This window comes from Ensifer sp. GW101-20A05, assembly GCF_059424735.1.
On record NZ_JBWKZT010000001.1, the window covers coordinates 147,334 to 163,160 of the forward strand.

General features: G+C 63.5%; 13 protein-coding genes, 1 pseudogene and 1 riboswitch. Of the genes and pseudogenes, 3 read left to right on the forward strand and 11 right to left on the reverse strand.

The window, feature by feature from the left end:
- Positions 1-104: 104 nt before the first annotated feature.
- Positions 105-845 (reverse strand): DUF1214 domain-containing protein, encoded by a 741-nt coding sequence (locus AC070A_RS00780; RefSeq protein ID WP_309239025.1) that lies wholly within the window; start codon positions 843-845, stop codon positions 105-107.
- 75 nt (positions 846-920) lie between these two features.
- Positions 921-1,502: pseudogene (locus AC070A_RS00785) on the reverse strand (DUF1254 domain-containing protein); the annotation flags it as partial.
- 264 nt (positions 1,503-1,766) lie between these two features.
- On the opposite strand from AC070A_RS00785, the gene AC070A_RS00790 reads away from it, so the two are divergent.
- Positions 1,767-3,176, forward strand: a complete 1,410-nt coding sequence (locus tag AC070A_RS00790; protein WP_058323463.1) for an adenylate/guanylate cyclase domain-containing protein — start codon at positions 1,767-1,769, stop codon at positions 3,174-3,176.
- 178 nt (positions 3,177-3,354) lie between these two features.
- Here AC070A_RS00790 and AC070A_RS00795 read toward each other — a convergent pair whose 3' ends face one another.
- Positions 3,355-4,116, reverse strand: a complete 762-nt coding sequence (locus AC070A_RS00795; RefSeq protein ID WP_058327043.1) for an MBL fold metallo-hydrolase — start codon at positions 4,114-4,116, stop codon at positions 3,355-3,357.
- A gap of 227 nt (positions 4,117-4,343) precedes the next feature.
- On the opposite strand from AC070A_RS00795, the gene AC070A_RS00800 reads away from it, so the two are divergent.
- The gene (locus tag AC070A_RS00800; RefSeq protein WP_113737610.1) at positions 4,344-5,096 is read left to right on the forward strand and encodes a hypothetical protein; all 753 of its coding nucleotides are present in this window, start codon (positions 4,344-4,346) and stop codon (positions 5,094-5,096) included.
- Between the two features lie 53 nt (positions 5,097-5,149).
- On the opposite strand, the gene AC070A_RS00805 is transcribed toward AC070A_RS00800, so the two are convergent.
- The 8 genes from AC070A_RS00805 to AC070A_RS00840 form a co-directional block, all read right to left on the reverse strand.
- The gene (locus tag AC070A_RS00805; RefSeq protein ID WP_113737609.1) at positions 5,150-6,706 is read right to left on the reverse strand and encodes a caspase family protein; all 1,557 of its coding nucleotides are present in this window, start codon (positions 6,704-6,706) and stop codon (positions 5,150-5,152) included.
- A gap of 451 nt (positions 6,707-7,157) precedes the next feature.
- The gene (locus tag AC070A_RS00810; RefSeq protein WP_057254041.1) at positions 7,158-7,436 is read right to left on the reverse strand and encodes a hypothetical protein; all 279 of its coding nucleotides are present in this window, start codon (positions 7,434-7,436) and stop codon (positions 7,158-7,160) included.
- A gap of 167 nt (positions 7,437-7,603) precedes the next feature.
- Entirely contained in the window at positions 7,604-10,417 is a 2,814-nt protein-coding gene (locus AC070A_RS00815) for a mechanosensitive ion channel domain-containing protein (protein WP_375293053.1), read from the reverse strand.
- Between the two features lie 126 nt (positions 10,418-10,543).
- Positions 10,544-11,104, reverse strand: coding sequence for a DUF924 family protein (locus AC070A_RS00820; protein WP_057254039.1), 561 nt, complete (start codon positions 11,102-11,104; stop codon positions 10,544-10,546).
- A gap of 229 nt (positions 11,105-11,333) precedes the next feature.
- Complete coding sequence (locus AC070A_RS00825; protein WP_192494761.1) at positions 11,334-12,401, reverse strand: FecCD family ABC transporter permease; 1,068 nt, start codon at positions 12,399-12,401, stop codon at positions 11,334-11,336.
- Positions 12,402-12,404: 3 nt separating this feature from the next.
- Positions 12,405-13,202, reverse strand: coding sequence for an ABC transporter substrate-binding protein (locus tag AC070A_RS00830; protein ID WP_375374105.1), 798 nt, complete (start codon positions 13,200-13,202; stop codon positions 12,405-12,407).
- The gene (locus tag AC070A_RS00835; protein WP_375293054.1) at positions 13,129-14,073 is read right to left on the reverse strand and encodes an ABC transporter ATP-binding protein; all 945 of its coding nucleotides are present in this window, start codon (positions 14,071-14,073) and stop codon (positions 13,129-13,131) included. The genes AC070A_RS00830 and AC070A_RS00835 overlap by 74 nt, the downstream gene beginning before the upstream one ends.
- Positions 14,074-14,233: 160 nt before the next feature.
- Positions 14,234-14,647 (reverse strand): DUF1636 family protein, encoded by a 414-nt coding sequence (locus tag AC070A_RS00840; RefSeq protein WP_113737995.1) that lies wholly within the window; start codon positions 14,645-14,647, stop codon positions 14,234-14,236.
- A 105-nt stretch (positions 14,648-14,752) separates the two neighbouring features.
- Positions 14,753-14,968, reverse strand: a riboswitch (cobalamin riboswitch).
- Positions 14,969-15,183: 215 nt separating this feature from the next.
- Between AC070A_RS00840 and AC070A_RS00845 the strand changes: the two genes are divergently transcribed.
- On the forward strand, positions 15,184-15,477 hold the full coding sequence (locus AC070A_RS00845; RefSeq protein ID WP_058327048.1) for a DUF1330 domain-containing protein: 294 nt from the start codon (positions 15,184-15,186) through the stop codon (positions 15,475-15,477).
- Positions 15,478-15,827: the final 350 nt, after the last annotated feature.

Genomic DNA, 15,827 nt, shown 5'->3' on the forward strand with positions numbered 1-15,827 from the left:
CCCGCGCGCAGATCTGCAAGGCTACGGGCACCTGAGCGGCGATCGGCGGAGCACGTCCGACGTCGTCGTTCACTGGCCCCCAGACATGCGGGCCGACGGAAGGTTCAGTGAACCGCGATAACCTCCGGCGGAAGCCATTTGCCTTCAAGAAATTCCTCGCGCGGCGAGTAGAGGCGCATGAGCAGGGTGAACGGTGCCTTGCCGACCGGCAGCCAATTGGCGTCCTTGTCTTTTCCAGGAGACTTCGCCTGGATGTAGAGATCGACCGAGCCGTCGGCGTTCGTGACGAGCCTGTCGCGGTCGCCAATCGCCTGGCGCTTGAGCTCGTTGGGGATGAAGTGGCCCTCGATGTCATAGGCTGTCACAGACCAGAATGCATCGACCGGCGGCAGCTTGCCCTTGTCAAAGTGCAGGACGTAATTGGTGCTGCCATCGAGCGGCCGCCTGTCGCTGTCGGTCGAGAGTGCCGGATAGACGGCATCCTGCGGCAAGTTCTCGCCGAGGCAGCATTGCGCGATTGCGGCGCGGTAGAGATAGTCCACGCCATAGGCGCCGCTGCGCATGGTGTAGATCCATCCCTCGCCGCCGACGCCCCCGGCCTTGTTGCCTTCAGCCTGCACCAGGGCCTTGCCATCGGCGTAGCCACGCTCGACTGCCTTTCGCAGGGCGTCCGATGCTGCTTTCAGGTCGAAGTCTTGGCCAACCTTGAACCCCACCCGTTCAAGGCGATGGATCATCGGATAGTCGACCTGGTTCGGTGGATTGTCCTTCAGCAGTTCGGCAAAACGGCCAAAGTAGGTCGCCGCATCCATCTTGTCCACGACGAGCGGCGGCGGTGATTTCATGTCGATGCTGGTATCGACAGTCCCTTTCGGCGGCACATAGTCGCCCTTGCCCAAGGCAGAGAGCGGCGTCACCTTAAAACCGTCTTGGATCTTGTGAACGTTCTCATAGTCCGCCTTGCCGTTCGTTTGGATACGGCCGATGATCCAGAGATAGCGGGTAGGACTCTTGATGACCTCCATATCCGCAGGAACGTCACCGCTCTAGTTCGGTCCAGCAACGAGAAAATTTCGGGCGCTATTCTTGCCGAGCGTACGCGTGCCCAACACATCGAATACATCCGACCAAAGGCTCAGCATCGGCAGCAGGAAATAGCGATCGGTGGCGGGAGCCGTGATCACCATCGGTTCGGCCTTCAAGTCAAGCGTAGCGCCCGAGTAGAGCGTGTCGACGTTCATGCGGATGACAAGCTTGTCACCCGCGTCAGGGAATGCACGCGCGTGGTGAAAGTCATTGACCGGTCCTGCAGTTGTACCCGCGACAGGCTCGGCGAAGTTGGAGTTCCTCAGCACAGTGGCATGCGTCAGCATCAGCGGATAGGCATAGACATAGGCATCCTTGGCTATTTGGTAGGCCTCCCGCTCGGAGGCGCCCTCGGCTGCCGCCGGACCAGCGAGCGCCAGAAGCGCAACCGTGATCAATTTGAGGGCTACTCTCATCAGGATGGTTCTCCTTTGCGGCCGTCGTGTGCACTGTGCGACGAACGGAATGAAGGCACGAGAAAGGCGCTCGCAGAACGATGCGCGATTCACGGCGCCGTCTGCCTTTCAATTGCATGGCACTGTCAATAACGGGAAGTACGTAACGGTTACATCAAAGGATCACTCGCAAATTTCTCGTGCGCAGATCAGTCACCAGGCGGCCTGTCCACCCCGCCGACAAACCGGCTGCCCCGCCGGCTCTTTTCAGTGTAGGATGCAATCATGAGTGACGCTCAGCCTCTCTTCGACATGCTGCGCCAAAACGTGCAGCCTGACATCGCCGGCGTATTGGAGCGATTTGTCCGGGAAGCGCCGGACCGCAAGCTCTGCCGCGTCAATGCGCTCGCCTTTGCCGCCGAACATCGGCTGGACGAAGAAAAGGTCATCGCCGCCTTCCTGCATGCCTCACGCCTCGGGCTCTTCGAGCTGTCGTGGAATGTGCTCTGCCCCGGCTGCGGCGGTGTGCTTGACAGCAATACCTCGCTGAAGACCGTGCAGAGCGACACCTATACCTGCTCGCTCTGCGCCGCCGGCTATGAGCCGACGCTCGACGAGATGGTGGAAGTGACCTTCACCGTTAACCCGCGGGTACGCCACATCGAGGCCCACAACCCGCACGAGCTGCCGCCGCTCGAATATTTCCGCCAGATCTACTGGGGCTCCGGCATAGATTTGCCGGAGGACGACTACGAGGCCCAGGTCGACGATTTCATGATCGAGGCGCTCGAACTGCCGCCCGGCGAAAAGGCGGTGATCTCGCTGCAGATGCCGGCGGAATTCATCATCGTCTTCGAGCCGGTGACCCATGCCGCGCAATTCATCGACGTCAAGGGCGAGCCGACCAAGGAGCGGCGGACGCTGTCGCTCGTCTTCGATCGCGGCCATCGCCACGACGAGGCGTTGACCATGCAGCCGGGTCCGCTGCGCATCCAAGTGGAAAACCATACGGATGTGCGCACCCTGCCCTCGGTCTGTATCGCCAATGACACCCTGCACGATATTCTCGGCCGTCGGCGCCCGTTCCTCACCGCCAAGCGGCTGCTGTCCAACCAGACCTTCCGCGATATCTACCGCACCGACACGATCGACGTAGACCAGCGGCTGAAGATCACCAGCCTCACCTTCCTCTTCTCGGATCTGCGCGGCTCGACCGAGCTTTACGAACGGGTCGGCGATCTCGCAGCCTTCGATCTGGTGAAGACCCATTTCAGCGCCGTCAACGAGATCGTTGCCGCCGAGGCCGGCGCCGTGGTCAAGACGATCGGTGACGCGGTCATGGCAACCTTCCCGACGCCGGATCGCGCGGTTGCCGCGGCCATGCGCATGCGCGAGGCGATGCGACAGCTCAACGAGGACCGGGGCTCCGAGGATCTGCTGTTGAAGATCGGCATCCACGAGGGGCCGTGCATCGCCGTCAACCTCAACGAGCGCCAGGATTATTTCGGCCAGACGGTCAATATCGCCTCGCGCGTCCAGCATCTCGCGAGTTCGCGCGAGATCTTCGCCACCAGCTCCGTGCTCGACGACCCGCGCACCTCCGGCCTGCTCAGCGACCGCGGCCTCAATCCGCAGTCGCACAATGTCGCTCTGCGCGGCATCACCAACGAGATCAGTATCTTCTCGATCCCGTAAGCGCGGCCGGCCTTCTGGATCGCCGCAATTCCGGACGGAAAACCGTTTCACACTTTTCCTGGAATTGCTTGGAACCTCCGCAATTCCGGACGGAAAACCGCTTCGCACTTTTCCTGGAATTGCTTGGTATCTCCGCAATTCCGGACGGAAAACCGCTTCGCACTTTTCCTGGAATTGCTCAGACCACCGGCGGTATCAGCGTCAGCACGTCGCCGTCATCAGGGATCACCAGCTTCGTCAAGGGGATGCCATGGGCATCGGCTGCTGCCCGCAGCTCCTTTCGGCTGACCGTCGCGTGATCCAGCGCCTCCATGTGCGTTGCAATGACGGTGCTGTTTTTCGCCGTCTCGCAGACCTTGATCGTCTGCTCGGCATCCATGACGATGAGATCGCCATCCCACTTCGCTCCGCAGGAATGGGTGACGATGATGTCAGGCTTCGTTTCGCGGATCGTCTTCTCGATCGCCGGGTAGAAAACCGTGTCGCCGGCCCAGTAGACCGTCGGCTCGCCCCTCGCCTCAAGGCTGAAACCGATGACAGGCCCCATGTCCTGGACCACAGGGCCGAGCCCATGACTGCCATCGCGCCGGGTCAGCGTCAGCCCCTGCCAGCTGGCCTTGTCGGAAAGCGGCGTGACGTCGCGAAAGCCGGCGGCACGGATCGCCTCCTCGTCGCCCGGCTGGCAGAGGATCGGCAGCCCCTTCGGCACCCGCTCCTTGGCGGTGTCGTCGAAGTGGTCCTCATGCAGATGCGAGATGATGACGAGTTCGACACCGGCCAGGATGGTGTCGATATCGACCGGCAGCTCGACCGTCGGATTGGGCGAGCGCCCGGCAAAAGACGGCAGGCTGTCTTTCGGCCCCAGAAAGGGATCGATGAGCACGGTATGGCCGGCATAGTCGAGCTTGAGCGTGGCGTTGCGGATAAGCTGGAGTTTCATGGGGAGTCCTCCCTTGCCGGAGCCGGCTTGAACGTGGTGTCGATCCTTACGCAAGCCGCGATGAAATCAAGCCCTGAAATGCGGCCAAGCAACGCAAGTGCTCAGGATCGGCGCACGAGGCACGCAAAGGAACGCAGATAGATAAAATTGCAACCTCTATTTGAGATTGGCCTTCACATTTCCCTGTCAATGCTATCGGACAAAAGCGAACACAGGGAGAGTTTCTGGTGGCAATCACTGAAGGCGGCTGGCGCTACATGCGGGCATGGGGGATATGGCTTGCGCTGCTCATTGGCTTTTTCTTGGCCCTTCCTTACCTGGTGTACTGGCTCGTCCATGCCCTGGGCGCAAATGGCTCCCCGGCCGCCGGCATGCTGGCCGTTGTCCTCGCCGTCTACTCGAAGGCAATTGCGTGGGTGATCTTTGCAGCCGCTATTGCTGCGGTATGCGCCGCGCGGACAAAAGCTATCGGGATGCCCCGCAAGGTCGCGGCCTCCATCACTCTCCTTGTGCTGGCAGACATTCCCTTCGGCCTGATGTTCGACCCAGGCTGGATTACCGCCTTTGCCGTTCGCCTGAGCCTGGTACCGACACCCGCTTCGCTCCTGGCGGCTGTGATCGCCCTCGTTGCCCTCGCCTTCATCCGAGAGCCTACGGAGCCGAGGCCGGAGCGCTATGGCAAAGCCTATCGCCTGTGGGCCGCGCTGCTCGCATTTTTCGCGACGATCGGGTTCATGGGCCTTCTATCTCATTTCTGGCTGCTGTTTTTCGGGATGAAGGGGCTCGGCCTTAGAAATCTGCTGCAGACGATCGACACCTCGCTTCGCTTCCTTACGCTTTACCCGAGCGTACCGCTGCTACTCTTCGCCGCCGCCTCCATTCATCTCTGCCTCAGCAGCCGTGAGCAAGGCGGCGGACGGGCCGACGCACCGCAGTCTGGGGGCGGCGCAGCGAGAGCACCGCTCGGCGGACGAAGCTGAGGCACCTCAGCCAACGCCGGCCGAGCGCGCACCGCGCCAGCCTACACGCAGCCTCACCGCCAGCCGCAATCCCAGGGCTGGCCCCGCGCCGCCCGGTGGCAAGCAAAGGTGCGGCCGCAGGAGTGCGTGGCGGTAATCGTCGTCCTGCCGCGGCCAGAGCCGCGGGAAAACATCTGCCGGAAGGCAACGTCCGCATTGTCGGGGCAGCCGGCATAGCTCTTCTTTTTCAGCTCGGCCGGCGGGCTGATCGCTCGCGTGCCGGTGCTCTTCGCCGGTGTCTTGGCGGTGCCCTGGGTCGCACTCGGCTCGGGCAGTTTGGCCTCGCGCCGGATCGTCACGCAGCGGCCGTCTTTTGCCTCCTGGTTTCGCGCGCAGGCAAGCGGGCATATCCGCGCCTTCTCGGCCTTCAGGCGTTCGAGCACGTCGCTGGAAGGTTCGAGCGTCGCGAGTTCAAGCTTGCTGTGCCTGGCAAATGCCTCCAGCGCCTTGCGGCTGCCGGCGCCCCACAGCCCATCCTCGCTGCCGGCCTGACAGCCGAGCCGGTTCAGCTGCTGCTGGATCGATCGGGTCAAGGCGCGATCGTCGGTGCCCGCAGCGGCTGCGGCCGGATCGACGGCCGCCACGGCCTGGCCGGAGGGCACCTCGGTCACGCCCTCGGTTGCCGGGGCAGAGACCCGCTCGATGATGCGGATCTTGGCCCTCGCCAGGGATGCGAAAGCGCCATCGGGATATTGTTGCAGATAGGCGTCGAACAGATCGCGGTCCGTCCCATCCTTGATCGTGTCCCAATAGGCAAGCTCGGCGGTCTGATCCGTCGCCGGCTCTTTGACCGACGCCGGTTGGCCGCCATCGGCAGGCTTCAGCACCACCTCGCCGGTCAGCGAGGAATTGTCCCAGGGCACCTGCTTGCCGCCGGTTGCCGAAAGAACGTCGCGGCGCACCTCGATCAGCTCGCGGGTGATGTCGCGTCCCGGCTGGCCGAGATGCCGGAGTAGCGCCGACGTAAAGGGCGAGTTTCGCCCGCTGCCGTCGAGCGCGACATTGCCGGGCTGGGTGGCAAAGGCGATCAGCGTGCCGATGCCGGTGCCGACCTTGGCAAGCCCGCGGCCGACCGAGGCCGATCGGGTGCCCATGGAGCGGGCGAGATTGACCGCAAGCGGATTGTCGCGACACGCATCAAGCAGCACGACATTGACCCTGGTGCTGCGCTCCATCGCCGACAGGATCAGGTTCATCGGCACCGCCTCGAAATCGAGATCGACATGGGAGGCGAGCTTGGCGTCGACAGGGGCAAGGTAGTTCTCGCCATCCACCTGAAGGCCGTGGCCGGCATAGTAGAACAGCGCCAGATCGGCGCCATCGAGACGGCCGACGAAATCGCGCAATACGCGCCGCACGCCCGAGAGATCGAGATCCACACCGGTCACCACCTCGAAGCCGAGCCCTTCGAGCTTGGCCGCCATGTCGGCAGCGTCATTGCCAGGATTGGGTAACGCCGCCACATGCTGATAGGCGGAATTGCCGATGACCAGCGCCACGCGCTTCTCGGCAACCGCCTCCGAGGCGCAAAACACCAATAGGACGGCCAAGGCGATGCGAAGGAATGGCATGGTTCCCCTCCCGCAATGCGCGAACGACCGTGGCGAGCAACGTCGGCCGAACAGCCGAGCGTGCTACCGGGCATGGGTCGTGTCAATGCGCTTCGATGGGATGGCAAAGGCATTCGCCGGGGCCACCCCGTCTCTCGTCGTATTGACGGGCGGGAGTGCCGGTTCATTCGCCATCCAATGGGATTGGCGCGCCGTGATTAGCTGTGGGCGCCAATGCATTCCGCTCTCAAGTGGAAACATTGAGAGCGGAAAACTGCTCTCGACTTCAAGAGCCAGAGCGTCTTTGTGCGTTCGTCTGAAACTGCGGCGCTATAGAGCGTCCGAGTGGAATCACTTGAAGCGGAAAGATGCTCTACGATCAAAGTACTAGAGCGTCCTTTGCGCGTTCGTCTGAACGCACGGCGCTCTAGGGGCGCGGAAGAGTCCGCGCCCTTCAGTGGCTGGTTTCCGGTTACTTCACCACGACATTGCCGTTGACGATCTCGACATTCTCGTCGCCCTGCAGGCCGATGCGGTCGCCGCTCGGCGCCGTCACGAAACAGCCGCTCGGGCAGATCATCTCCGTGGCGCCTGCGGCGATCGCCACTTCCATGCGGCTTTCGCCCTCGACGACGACCAGGACGGCGGTCTCGCTGTCCTTGTTCGTGACCGTCGCGGCACTGGCCGCGCCTGCCATAGGCACGTAGGCCACCAGTACGCCGGAAAGCAAAGCAATCACAGATTTCTTCATTGCCCATCGGCGCCCGAAGCGCCGCCCTCTCGCCGAGCCGGCCGCCCCGTCGGTTTCGCGACGCTGCGCCGGCCACCTCTTCAGCCGATGACAACGTAATCGGTCACCAGAAGAATTGCATGCTTTTTATGGCACGCCGGCTGAATAGCGGCTGAACGCTCCGTTTATCAGCGGTTCGGGTTTGCGCGGCGGCTGGCGGTTCGGCGACTGCCCGTTTCTTCTGCCTCGCGTTCCTCGTTGAGCGGCGCTGCGGAAGCAGCCGGTTTGCCTGAAGCCGTCGCCTTGGCCGACGCTCTTGCCTCGGCGGAGGTGGCGCCCTTCGGTTCGCCCACCTCTTCCGGGTGGTGGCTTTCGATGCCGGTCTGGTCCTCGACCGGCACGTCCTCGATCTTGACCGGGAACGGCTCGCCGATCCGCTCGTCGCGGAAACGCTCGTAGATCGACACGCGCAGGTCGTTGCGCACGCCGCCGCCGGTCAAGACGTCGGCGACGTAAATCCGGAGCTCGAAGGTCATGCGCTCGTCGCCAAAGGCGGTAAAACCGACGGTCGGCGAAGGGTTCTTCAAGACCATCGGATGGGCGGCGGCGATCTCGGACAGCAGTTCCATGATCCGGCGCGGATCGCTGGCATAGGTGACGGTGACGGCGATTTCGGAGCGGCCGAGCTTGTTGCGGTGCGTCCAGTTGCCGACCGAGGCGTTGATCAGCAGCGAGTTCGGCATCATGATCGACTGATGCTGGAAGGTTTCGATCTCGGTCGCGCGTACCGAGATGCGCTTGACGAAGCCTTCCGTCGTGCCACTGACGATCCAGTCGCCCACCTTGAACGGCCGCTCGACGAGCAGGATCAGGCCCGAGACGAAATTCGAAACGATGTTCTGCAGACCGAAACCGACGCCGAGCGAGAGAGCACCGGCGACGAGCGCGAGGTTCGAGAGATCGATGCCCGCTGCCGAGAGGCCGATGAGGCACGCAAGGCCGACGCCGGTATAGCCGATGCCGGTGCGGATCGAGTTGCGCACGCCGGCATCGACCCGGCTTCTCGCCATGATGTTGCCGTCGATCCAGCGCTGCACGAAGCGGGTGACCGCAAAACCGAGCGCGAAGAACAGGACGCCCGCGAGGATGCCGACTAGCGAGATGGTGATCGAGCCGATCCTGATCTCGGTCACCATCCGGTAGGCCCAGGACTCGATGTCGGCGACCTGGAAGCCCCACTGCAAGAGGATCAGCGGGATGAAGACCATCACGACCAGGGCATAGATGCTGAGGCCCGCGGCAAGACCGATCTGGTCGAGCGCCACCTGTTCCAGATTGTAGCGGCGCTCGAGATAGCGCCCGGCCGCCGTCTCGGCAAACGCACCCTGCTTGGCCACGGCCCGGCCGGTGAGAATGCCGATATACATCGTCACCAGGATCGCGCCGGTGATGATGATCTGCGTGGCGATGAAGCGGGCGAGACCGACATAGCCGGAGACGGCCGCAATGATCAGCAAGGCCCCGGTCGCAAGCAGCGCGAACGACACCAGCCGCGGCCAGGCGCGGCCATGGGCATCGAAGGACTCGTCCTTTCTGAGCGTCGGCTTGATCCAGGCCGACGCCATGATGATGAGGCCGATGACGATCGAGGCGATGTAGCTCTTGACGACGGTCAGCACCACCGGCGAGCCGAGCGCCTCGCTGACGCCGCCGAACAGGTAATCAAGACCGTTGACCAGCGCCATGGCGAAGATCGCGATCATCAGCATCCTGGCGCCGCGATCGGAAACCCTGACGAGCCGCCAGCGCGCATCGCGCGGCGACAACACCGCCTGGGCGAGCCTTGTCACGAAGAACACCACCACCGCCACCCCCAGCGTAATGGCAATGATCGGTGCGATGTCGGAGCGCAGCACGTTGAAGCCGCGCAGGAACAGGAAGCTTGAAATCGCGAAGGCGGCCGAGGCGATCGTCGGGATTAGCGTGGACCAGAAGGCGACCGACAGGCGGCGGAAGTAGCTCGGCTCCTCATCGGTAATGTCATGCTGGATCAGCGGGCGAAAGAGCCTGCGGCTGCCGGCAAGGAACACGAGCGCCGCCAGCAGCGACAGGAACAGCGCCGTCAAAAGCGGCACGCGCTTGTAGTTCCAGGCAAAGCTCAGCCAGCTCCCGACACTGCGCGAGAGCACGCGCGTTTCGTCCGCCGTCGCCGTCAGAGCGTCGTCGAACATGCCGGTCGAGACTTCGGTGTTCTTCAGCAGCGTGTTGGAAAACAGCGCGCGCCTTGTCGCGGTAATGGTGTTGGAAAGCTTCGTCGCCTGGATCGAAAGACCCTCGGCCTCGCCGGTGAGCGCGTTGATGGCGCCGCGCTCGACCATCAGCCGTTTGCGCTCTGCGGTCACGATGTCGGCTTCGGGCGGCTGTCCCTCGGCCGGCGGATCGCCGAGTTCGGTGAGCCGCCCCTTGATTTCGTCGAGGCGCGGCCGGGTCGAGACCGACACGCCGATGATTTGCTTGGCGAGCGCGTCGACCTGAACCTTGAGGTCGGCAAGCACGATGTCGTCGTCCTTGGCCTTGTCGACGAGGTCCGTCAGCCGCTTGAGATCCTCGGCGGCCTTGGAAAGCTGATCGGCCGCCTGGCTCTGGGCCGGCGGCGTGGCATCCTCCGGAACCGCCTCGCCGGCCGGCGGGGTTGCCGTCTGCGCCGGCTGAACCGCCGTCGCGGCCGGCTGGGTGGCAGCGCCGGGTGTCGCGCCGCCGGGTGCCGCGCCTTTGTCAGCGGGCTGCGCACCATCCTGCGCGGGTGCCGCCGCCTTGCCGGCTGGTTGCGTTGCGGTCTGGGCCGGCTGAGCCGGCGTCGCCTTCTGCTCTGGCTGAGTTGCGCTCTGGGTCGTACCTTGTGCCGGTTGCGTCGTGCCTTGCGCCATGACCGGGCCGGCGGCGGCAAGCGCCAGCAGGCAGACGAGAATGGCAGGCAATTTTCCGACAGAACGCAATTTCATGATCCTTGCAGGTTGAGACCATGGTGCGGAATCGCGTCAGTGGTCGTCACAATGCGGTGTGAATACGAAAGACGGCGGAAAGATGCAAAAGACGCCGCCAATTGCGCTCCAGCGCCGGATTTTTCGTCAGAAGCCGGCGCCGGGCTGTGCCAGATAGGCAAGCTCGGCGTCTGTCGAGACGCGGGCCAGGAGCGCATTTCGGTGCGGGAAGCGGCCGAATTGTTCGATCACCTCGCGGTGGCGGATGGCATAGTCGAGATAGTCGGCATCGCCGAGTTCGGTGAAAAGCTTCACCGACATGGTCTGGTCGGTCAGGTTTTCCGAATGCTCGAACGGCAGATAGACGAAGGCGCGCGCTTCCGGCTTGATCGCCATGTCGGCACCGATGCCGACGGCAAGCTTCGCCTCGTGCAGTGCCAGGCAATCGGTCGCGAAGGCAAGCGGCGTGCCGCGATACATGTTGCGCGGCATCTGGTCGAGCAGGATGATCGCCGCCAGCCGGTTCTCCGGCGTTGCGCGCCAGATCTCGCTGACCCCGCGGGCAAGCGCCAGGTGCGATGCCTGGAAACGACGAATGCAGGCCTTATCCAGTTCGCCGCTCATCGTGAACCAGTCGTCATAGGTGAGCTCGCCGAACCAGAAGCTCAAAACGTCATCCGGCGTGCAGATTTCAACTTCGTTCGTCATTTGCTCCCTCGCACCGCTCTTCTGCCGGTCCTGCCCCTTTCGAGGCCTGATCGGGCAGCCATGCATGCGCTACAGCGCCGCGCGTCTTATCAGACGCGCAATGGTCGCTGTAGCACTTTGATTTTCTGCATGTCTTTGTCCTTAAATCGAGTTCGATTCAAGGAGACATGCGCTAAGACATAGGCGCGGACCGGCCCATTTCCATGCATGCCCAATGTCGATGCACGCCTTACGCGCGCCGCGTGAGGATGGCAACAAAGGCGATGCCGCCGACAATGCCGGTAACGACGCCGATCGGCATGTCCTCCGGCGCCATGATGACGCGGGCCACGAGGTCGGCCATGATCAGCGTCAAGGCGCCAAAGAAGGCCGAGAACGGGATGACCCGGACATTGTCGCTGCCGGCAAAGAGCCGCACGAAATGCGGCACCATCAGCCCGACGAAGCCGATCGCTCCGGAAAAGGCCACCATGACCCCGGTCAGGAGCGCGGTGACGACGAAGAGCGTCAGACGGAAGCGGCGCACGGGAATGCCGAGCGTCATCGCCGTCTCGTCGCCCATGGCAAGCGCGTTGATTTCCCGCGATCGGACGACCAGCCAGCCGAGCGAGACTGACAGCACGAGCGCCGGATAGATGAGATGCGGCCATTGCGCCAGGCCAAGGCCGCCGAGCATCCAGAAGATCACCGTGTGCGTCGCCCGCGGATCCCCCAGGAAGATCATGAGATTGCCGATCGACGTCAGCACGAAGGCGACGGCGACGCCGGCAAGCACCAGGCGATCGGCACTGGTGCCTAGAGCGCGGGAAACGAAAGCGACCAGCACGGTTGCCAGCAGCGCGCCGCCAAAGGCAAAGAGCGGCACCGTGAGAAGACCGAGGATCATTCCGGTGTGGAGCAGTGCGACGATCGCCCCGAGCGCGCCGCCCGAGGAGACGCCGAGCAGATGCGGATCGGCAAGCGGATTGCGCGTGACCGATTGCAGCACGGCGCCTGTCAGCGCCAATCCGGCGCCGACAAGCCCCGCCAGCATGACCCGCGGCAGGCGCACGTCCCAGACGATGCTTTCGCGCCCCGCCGACCAGAAGGCCTCGACGCTGCCGGGCGCGAGCTTGCTGGCGACGATCGACCAGACGGTGGTTACCGGGATCGGCGCCGAGCCGAGCGACACGCCCACGGTCACAGTCAGAAGAAGCAAAAGCAGCGCCGCGAACACCCCGACCCCGCCGCGGATCGCCCGAACGGAGAGAACCCGCGAAACGGTAGCGGGACCAGGCGACGTATCCTCAGCCAGCATCGGTTACAGGCCTTCGCCGTGAAAGACCTCGGCGAGCCGGGCAATGGCGTCGATGTTGCGCGGCCCCGGCGTCGCCTCGACATAATCGAGGACCACGAAGCGGTCGTTTTTCACCGCATCGATATTGGCGAAGGCCGGATTGTTCTTCATGAAGGCAATCTTGTCCTCGGCCTTCACCTCGCCGTAGTTGACGATCACCACGACCTCCGGATTGCGATCGATCACCGGCTCCCAGGAGACCTCCACCCAGCTCTTGTCGACGTCGTCCATGATGTTGGCGCCACCGGCCGCCTCGATCATCGCCGTCGGGATGCCGAAGCGGCCGGATGTGAAGGGCTTTTCTTCGCCGGAATCATAGACGAAGACGCGCGTCGGCTTTTCGCGGCCGGCATTTGCCTCGGTGATCGCGGCCAGTTGGCGGCGGTAGCCGTCGACCAGCGCCTCGGCGCGATCCTCGACCCCGAAGATGCGGCCGAGGTTGAGGAGATCGACGAACATGTCGTCCATCGTAGGCTTTTCCCTGGCCATGACATGGATGCAGGATTCGGTCAGTTCGTAGACGCCGATCTTGAACGGCGCCAAGGTCTCGGGCGTCACCTCGCCGCCGACCTTCATGCCGTAGTTCCAGCCGGCGAAGAAGAAATCGGCGTCGGCGTTGAGGAGCACTTCCTTGGTCGGATATTTCTCCGCAAGCTCCGGCAGTTCCTTGACGCCCTCGCGCAGCTTTTCATCCAGCGTCTTCCAGCCGGAAACGCCGGTGTAGCCGACCATGTGGTCCTGCAGTTTCAGCGCCAGCATCATCTCGACCAGATTGACGTCGTTGGCGATCGCCCGCTTCGGCGCGGCATCGAAGGTCACCTCGCGGTTGCAGCTCTTGACGGTGACCGGATAGGCGAGCGCCGGCACAGCAGTGGCGATGAGAAACAGGAAGGCAGAGGAGGCAATGTTGATCTTCATGAAATGGATCCCGAGGAAGTGAAAAGGAGAAACGGGCGGTGCCGGCAACGGCGGTGCTGTGGGCGGTGGCGGTGACACCGAAGGCGGAGGACAGCGCCCGCGGGCTCAGCACCGCGTCGGGTGTGCCAAAGGCGGTGAGCCGCCCCGCCGTCACGATCGCCACGTCAGTCGCGAATTCGGCGGCGAGATTGATGTCGTGCAGCGTCGATACGATCGTCAGCTTCAGCGTCTGCAAGAGCTCGAGGATTTCGAGCTGGTGGCGGATGTCGAGATGGTTGGTCGGCTCATCGAGGATGATGATGCGCGGCTCCTGGGCAAGCGCCCGGGCAATCAGCACCCGCTGTTTCTCGCCGCCCGAGAGCGTCGAGAACTGGCGGCCGGCCAGATGGGCGAGATCGAGATGGGAGAGCGCGTGCTGCACGCGCTCACGGTCGGTGTCCGTCCAGCCGTTGAGCCCCTCCCGCCGCGGGATGCGGCCCATCATCACCACGTCGCGCACGCTGAAGGGAAAATCGCCGGGCATTTCCTGAAGCACGACGGCGATCGTTTTCGCCGCTTCGCGCGCCGAGGTCGACCAGAGGTCGACGCCGTCGACCTCGATGCGGCCCGCATTCGGCTGCACCGCCCGGTAAAGGCAGCGCAGAAGCGAGGTCTTGCCGGCCCCGTTCGGCCCGAGGATCGCAAGCCGGCTGCCCGCCTCGATCGCGAAGTCCATGTCGTCGACCAGCTTCAACCCCGGGCGCGGCCCCCAGCAAAGCCCCTTAACGCGAAGGGCGGCTCCTGTTGCGGTGCAGGTCATGGTCTGATCCCACCCCGGCAGCGCCACGCGTCCATCCCCGACGCACCAAACGCGCTTGAGCGCATGCGTGTCGCACTCATTGGAAATGGCCCGCAACGTCTTCGGAGACGAGCATGGCCGCCGGGATGCGGGCGAGCGTCTTGCCCTTCAGTCCGCGCGGCCGTTCGGCAGCCCGCGTCATGCCGTCGCCGCGCTCCACATAGGTGGCGGCAAAGCGGACGAGATCGTCGATGTCCTCTTCCGGCGAAATGTCGCCAAAGAGATAGGTCGCCTTGCCCGTCGCCTGGAAGGCGATGGTGCAGGGGCGCGTGCATGCCGCCATGCAGACCGTGCCGGCAATCGAGAAATCACTATCGAGCGGCGCGCCGAGGGCGGCAATGCTGCGGTTGAGCCGCTTTATCAGCTCGGCGCCCGGCATGCAGGGGCCGCCGGTAAAGCGGCAATCGGTGCAGACCGTTATCTTATGCTGTCTTGAAGTCGGCTCAGCCATTCTCTCTCTCCGCCGGACTGACGGCAAGAGATGGCGAAGCGGCAGGGTGACGGAAAACCGTCGCGCGAAAGCCAGTTCTTTTCCATCGGAACACCCCGTCCGTTGTGGTTGATCGGTTCGATGGCAGGTCTCCTGGCTCGCGGGTCGCGGCGCATCCACGTCTTCCCGGCCTTTGGCCAGTGACATGGTGTGAATGCGCTGTCCGCTCACAGTTGCGGGGGCAGCCACGGTTTCGGTCCCGTCAGGGTCGTCCGTTCCGTGTTCCCTTTTCAGCCGCTTCCGCATTGTCGCGGACGCAGCACCATCGCGCTCTTCCTCGCATGAATCGGCAGCGGATACAACCGATGGGGTTGGGCGGCCGGGATCTATCAACATGCGGCGTTTCGTCATGTACCGACTGTTATAAAATAACATAACAACAATCAACAAGGAAATGATCCTAAGTCACCCTGCCGGCCGCCGCGGGCGAGAGTCTCGCCTGACGGCGACGACCGGCGTATCCTTGCTCCTTGGCTTGTCGGGAAAGGAGCTCTGCCATGGCTGCCTATTTGATCGCCGATGTCGATATCACCGATGCAGCGACCTTCGAGGAATACAAAAGAGAGGTGCCGGCGACGGAGGCCCGCTATGGCGGGCGTTATCTCGGCCGCGGTGGCGCAACCCGGGTGCTTGAAGGCGACTGGGAACCGCACCGGCTCGTCATCCTTGAGTTCCCGGACATGCAAGCCTTGCTCTCCTGGTACCAATCGCCGGACTATCAGCGCCTGAAGGCGATCCGTGAGCGCTGTGCCAGGACACGGATCATAGCACTCGAAGGCGTCGCCATCTGAAGCGGAGCGCAAGACTGGCCGCAATTGCCGGCCTTGCTCGTGAAACGAACGGATGAGCGCCCCCGTCACTTCAAGCTTCGCGGCGCGCGGATGAAGCAACTGCGGGGGCATGTGCTCCGGGTCCATCGACATGCGGCGTTTCGTCATGTCCATCCGTTATGCGATAACATAGAAATACAATGCCAGAGTTGAATAGCCGGCGAAATCCGCCGTAGTGGGACCGTGTGCCTTCATCGGGACCGGCGCGCCGCCGCCCTCCCGAACTTGCCTTCGCACGACCGCCCGACCCGACGCTTTCGGACCGATGCCGCGCAGCGCTCATCAGCCCCCACTGGCCGCAAAAGCCAGAA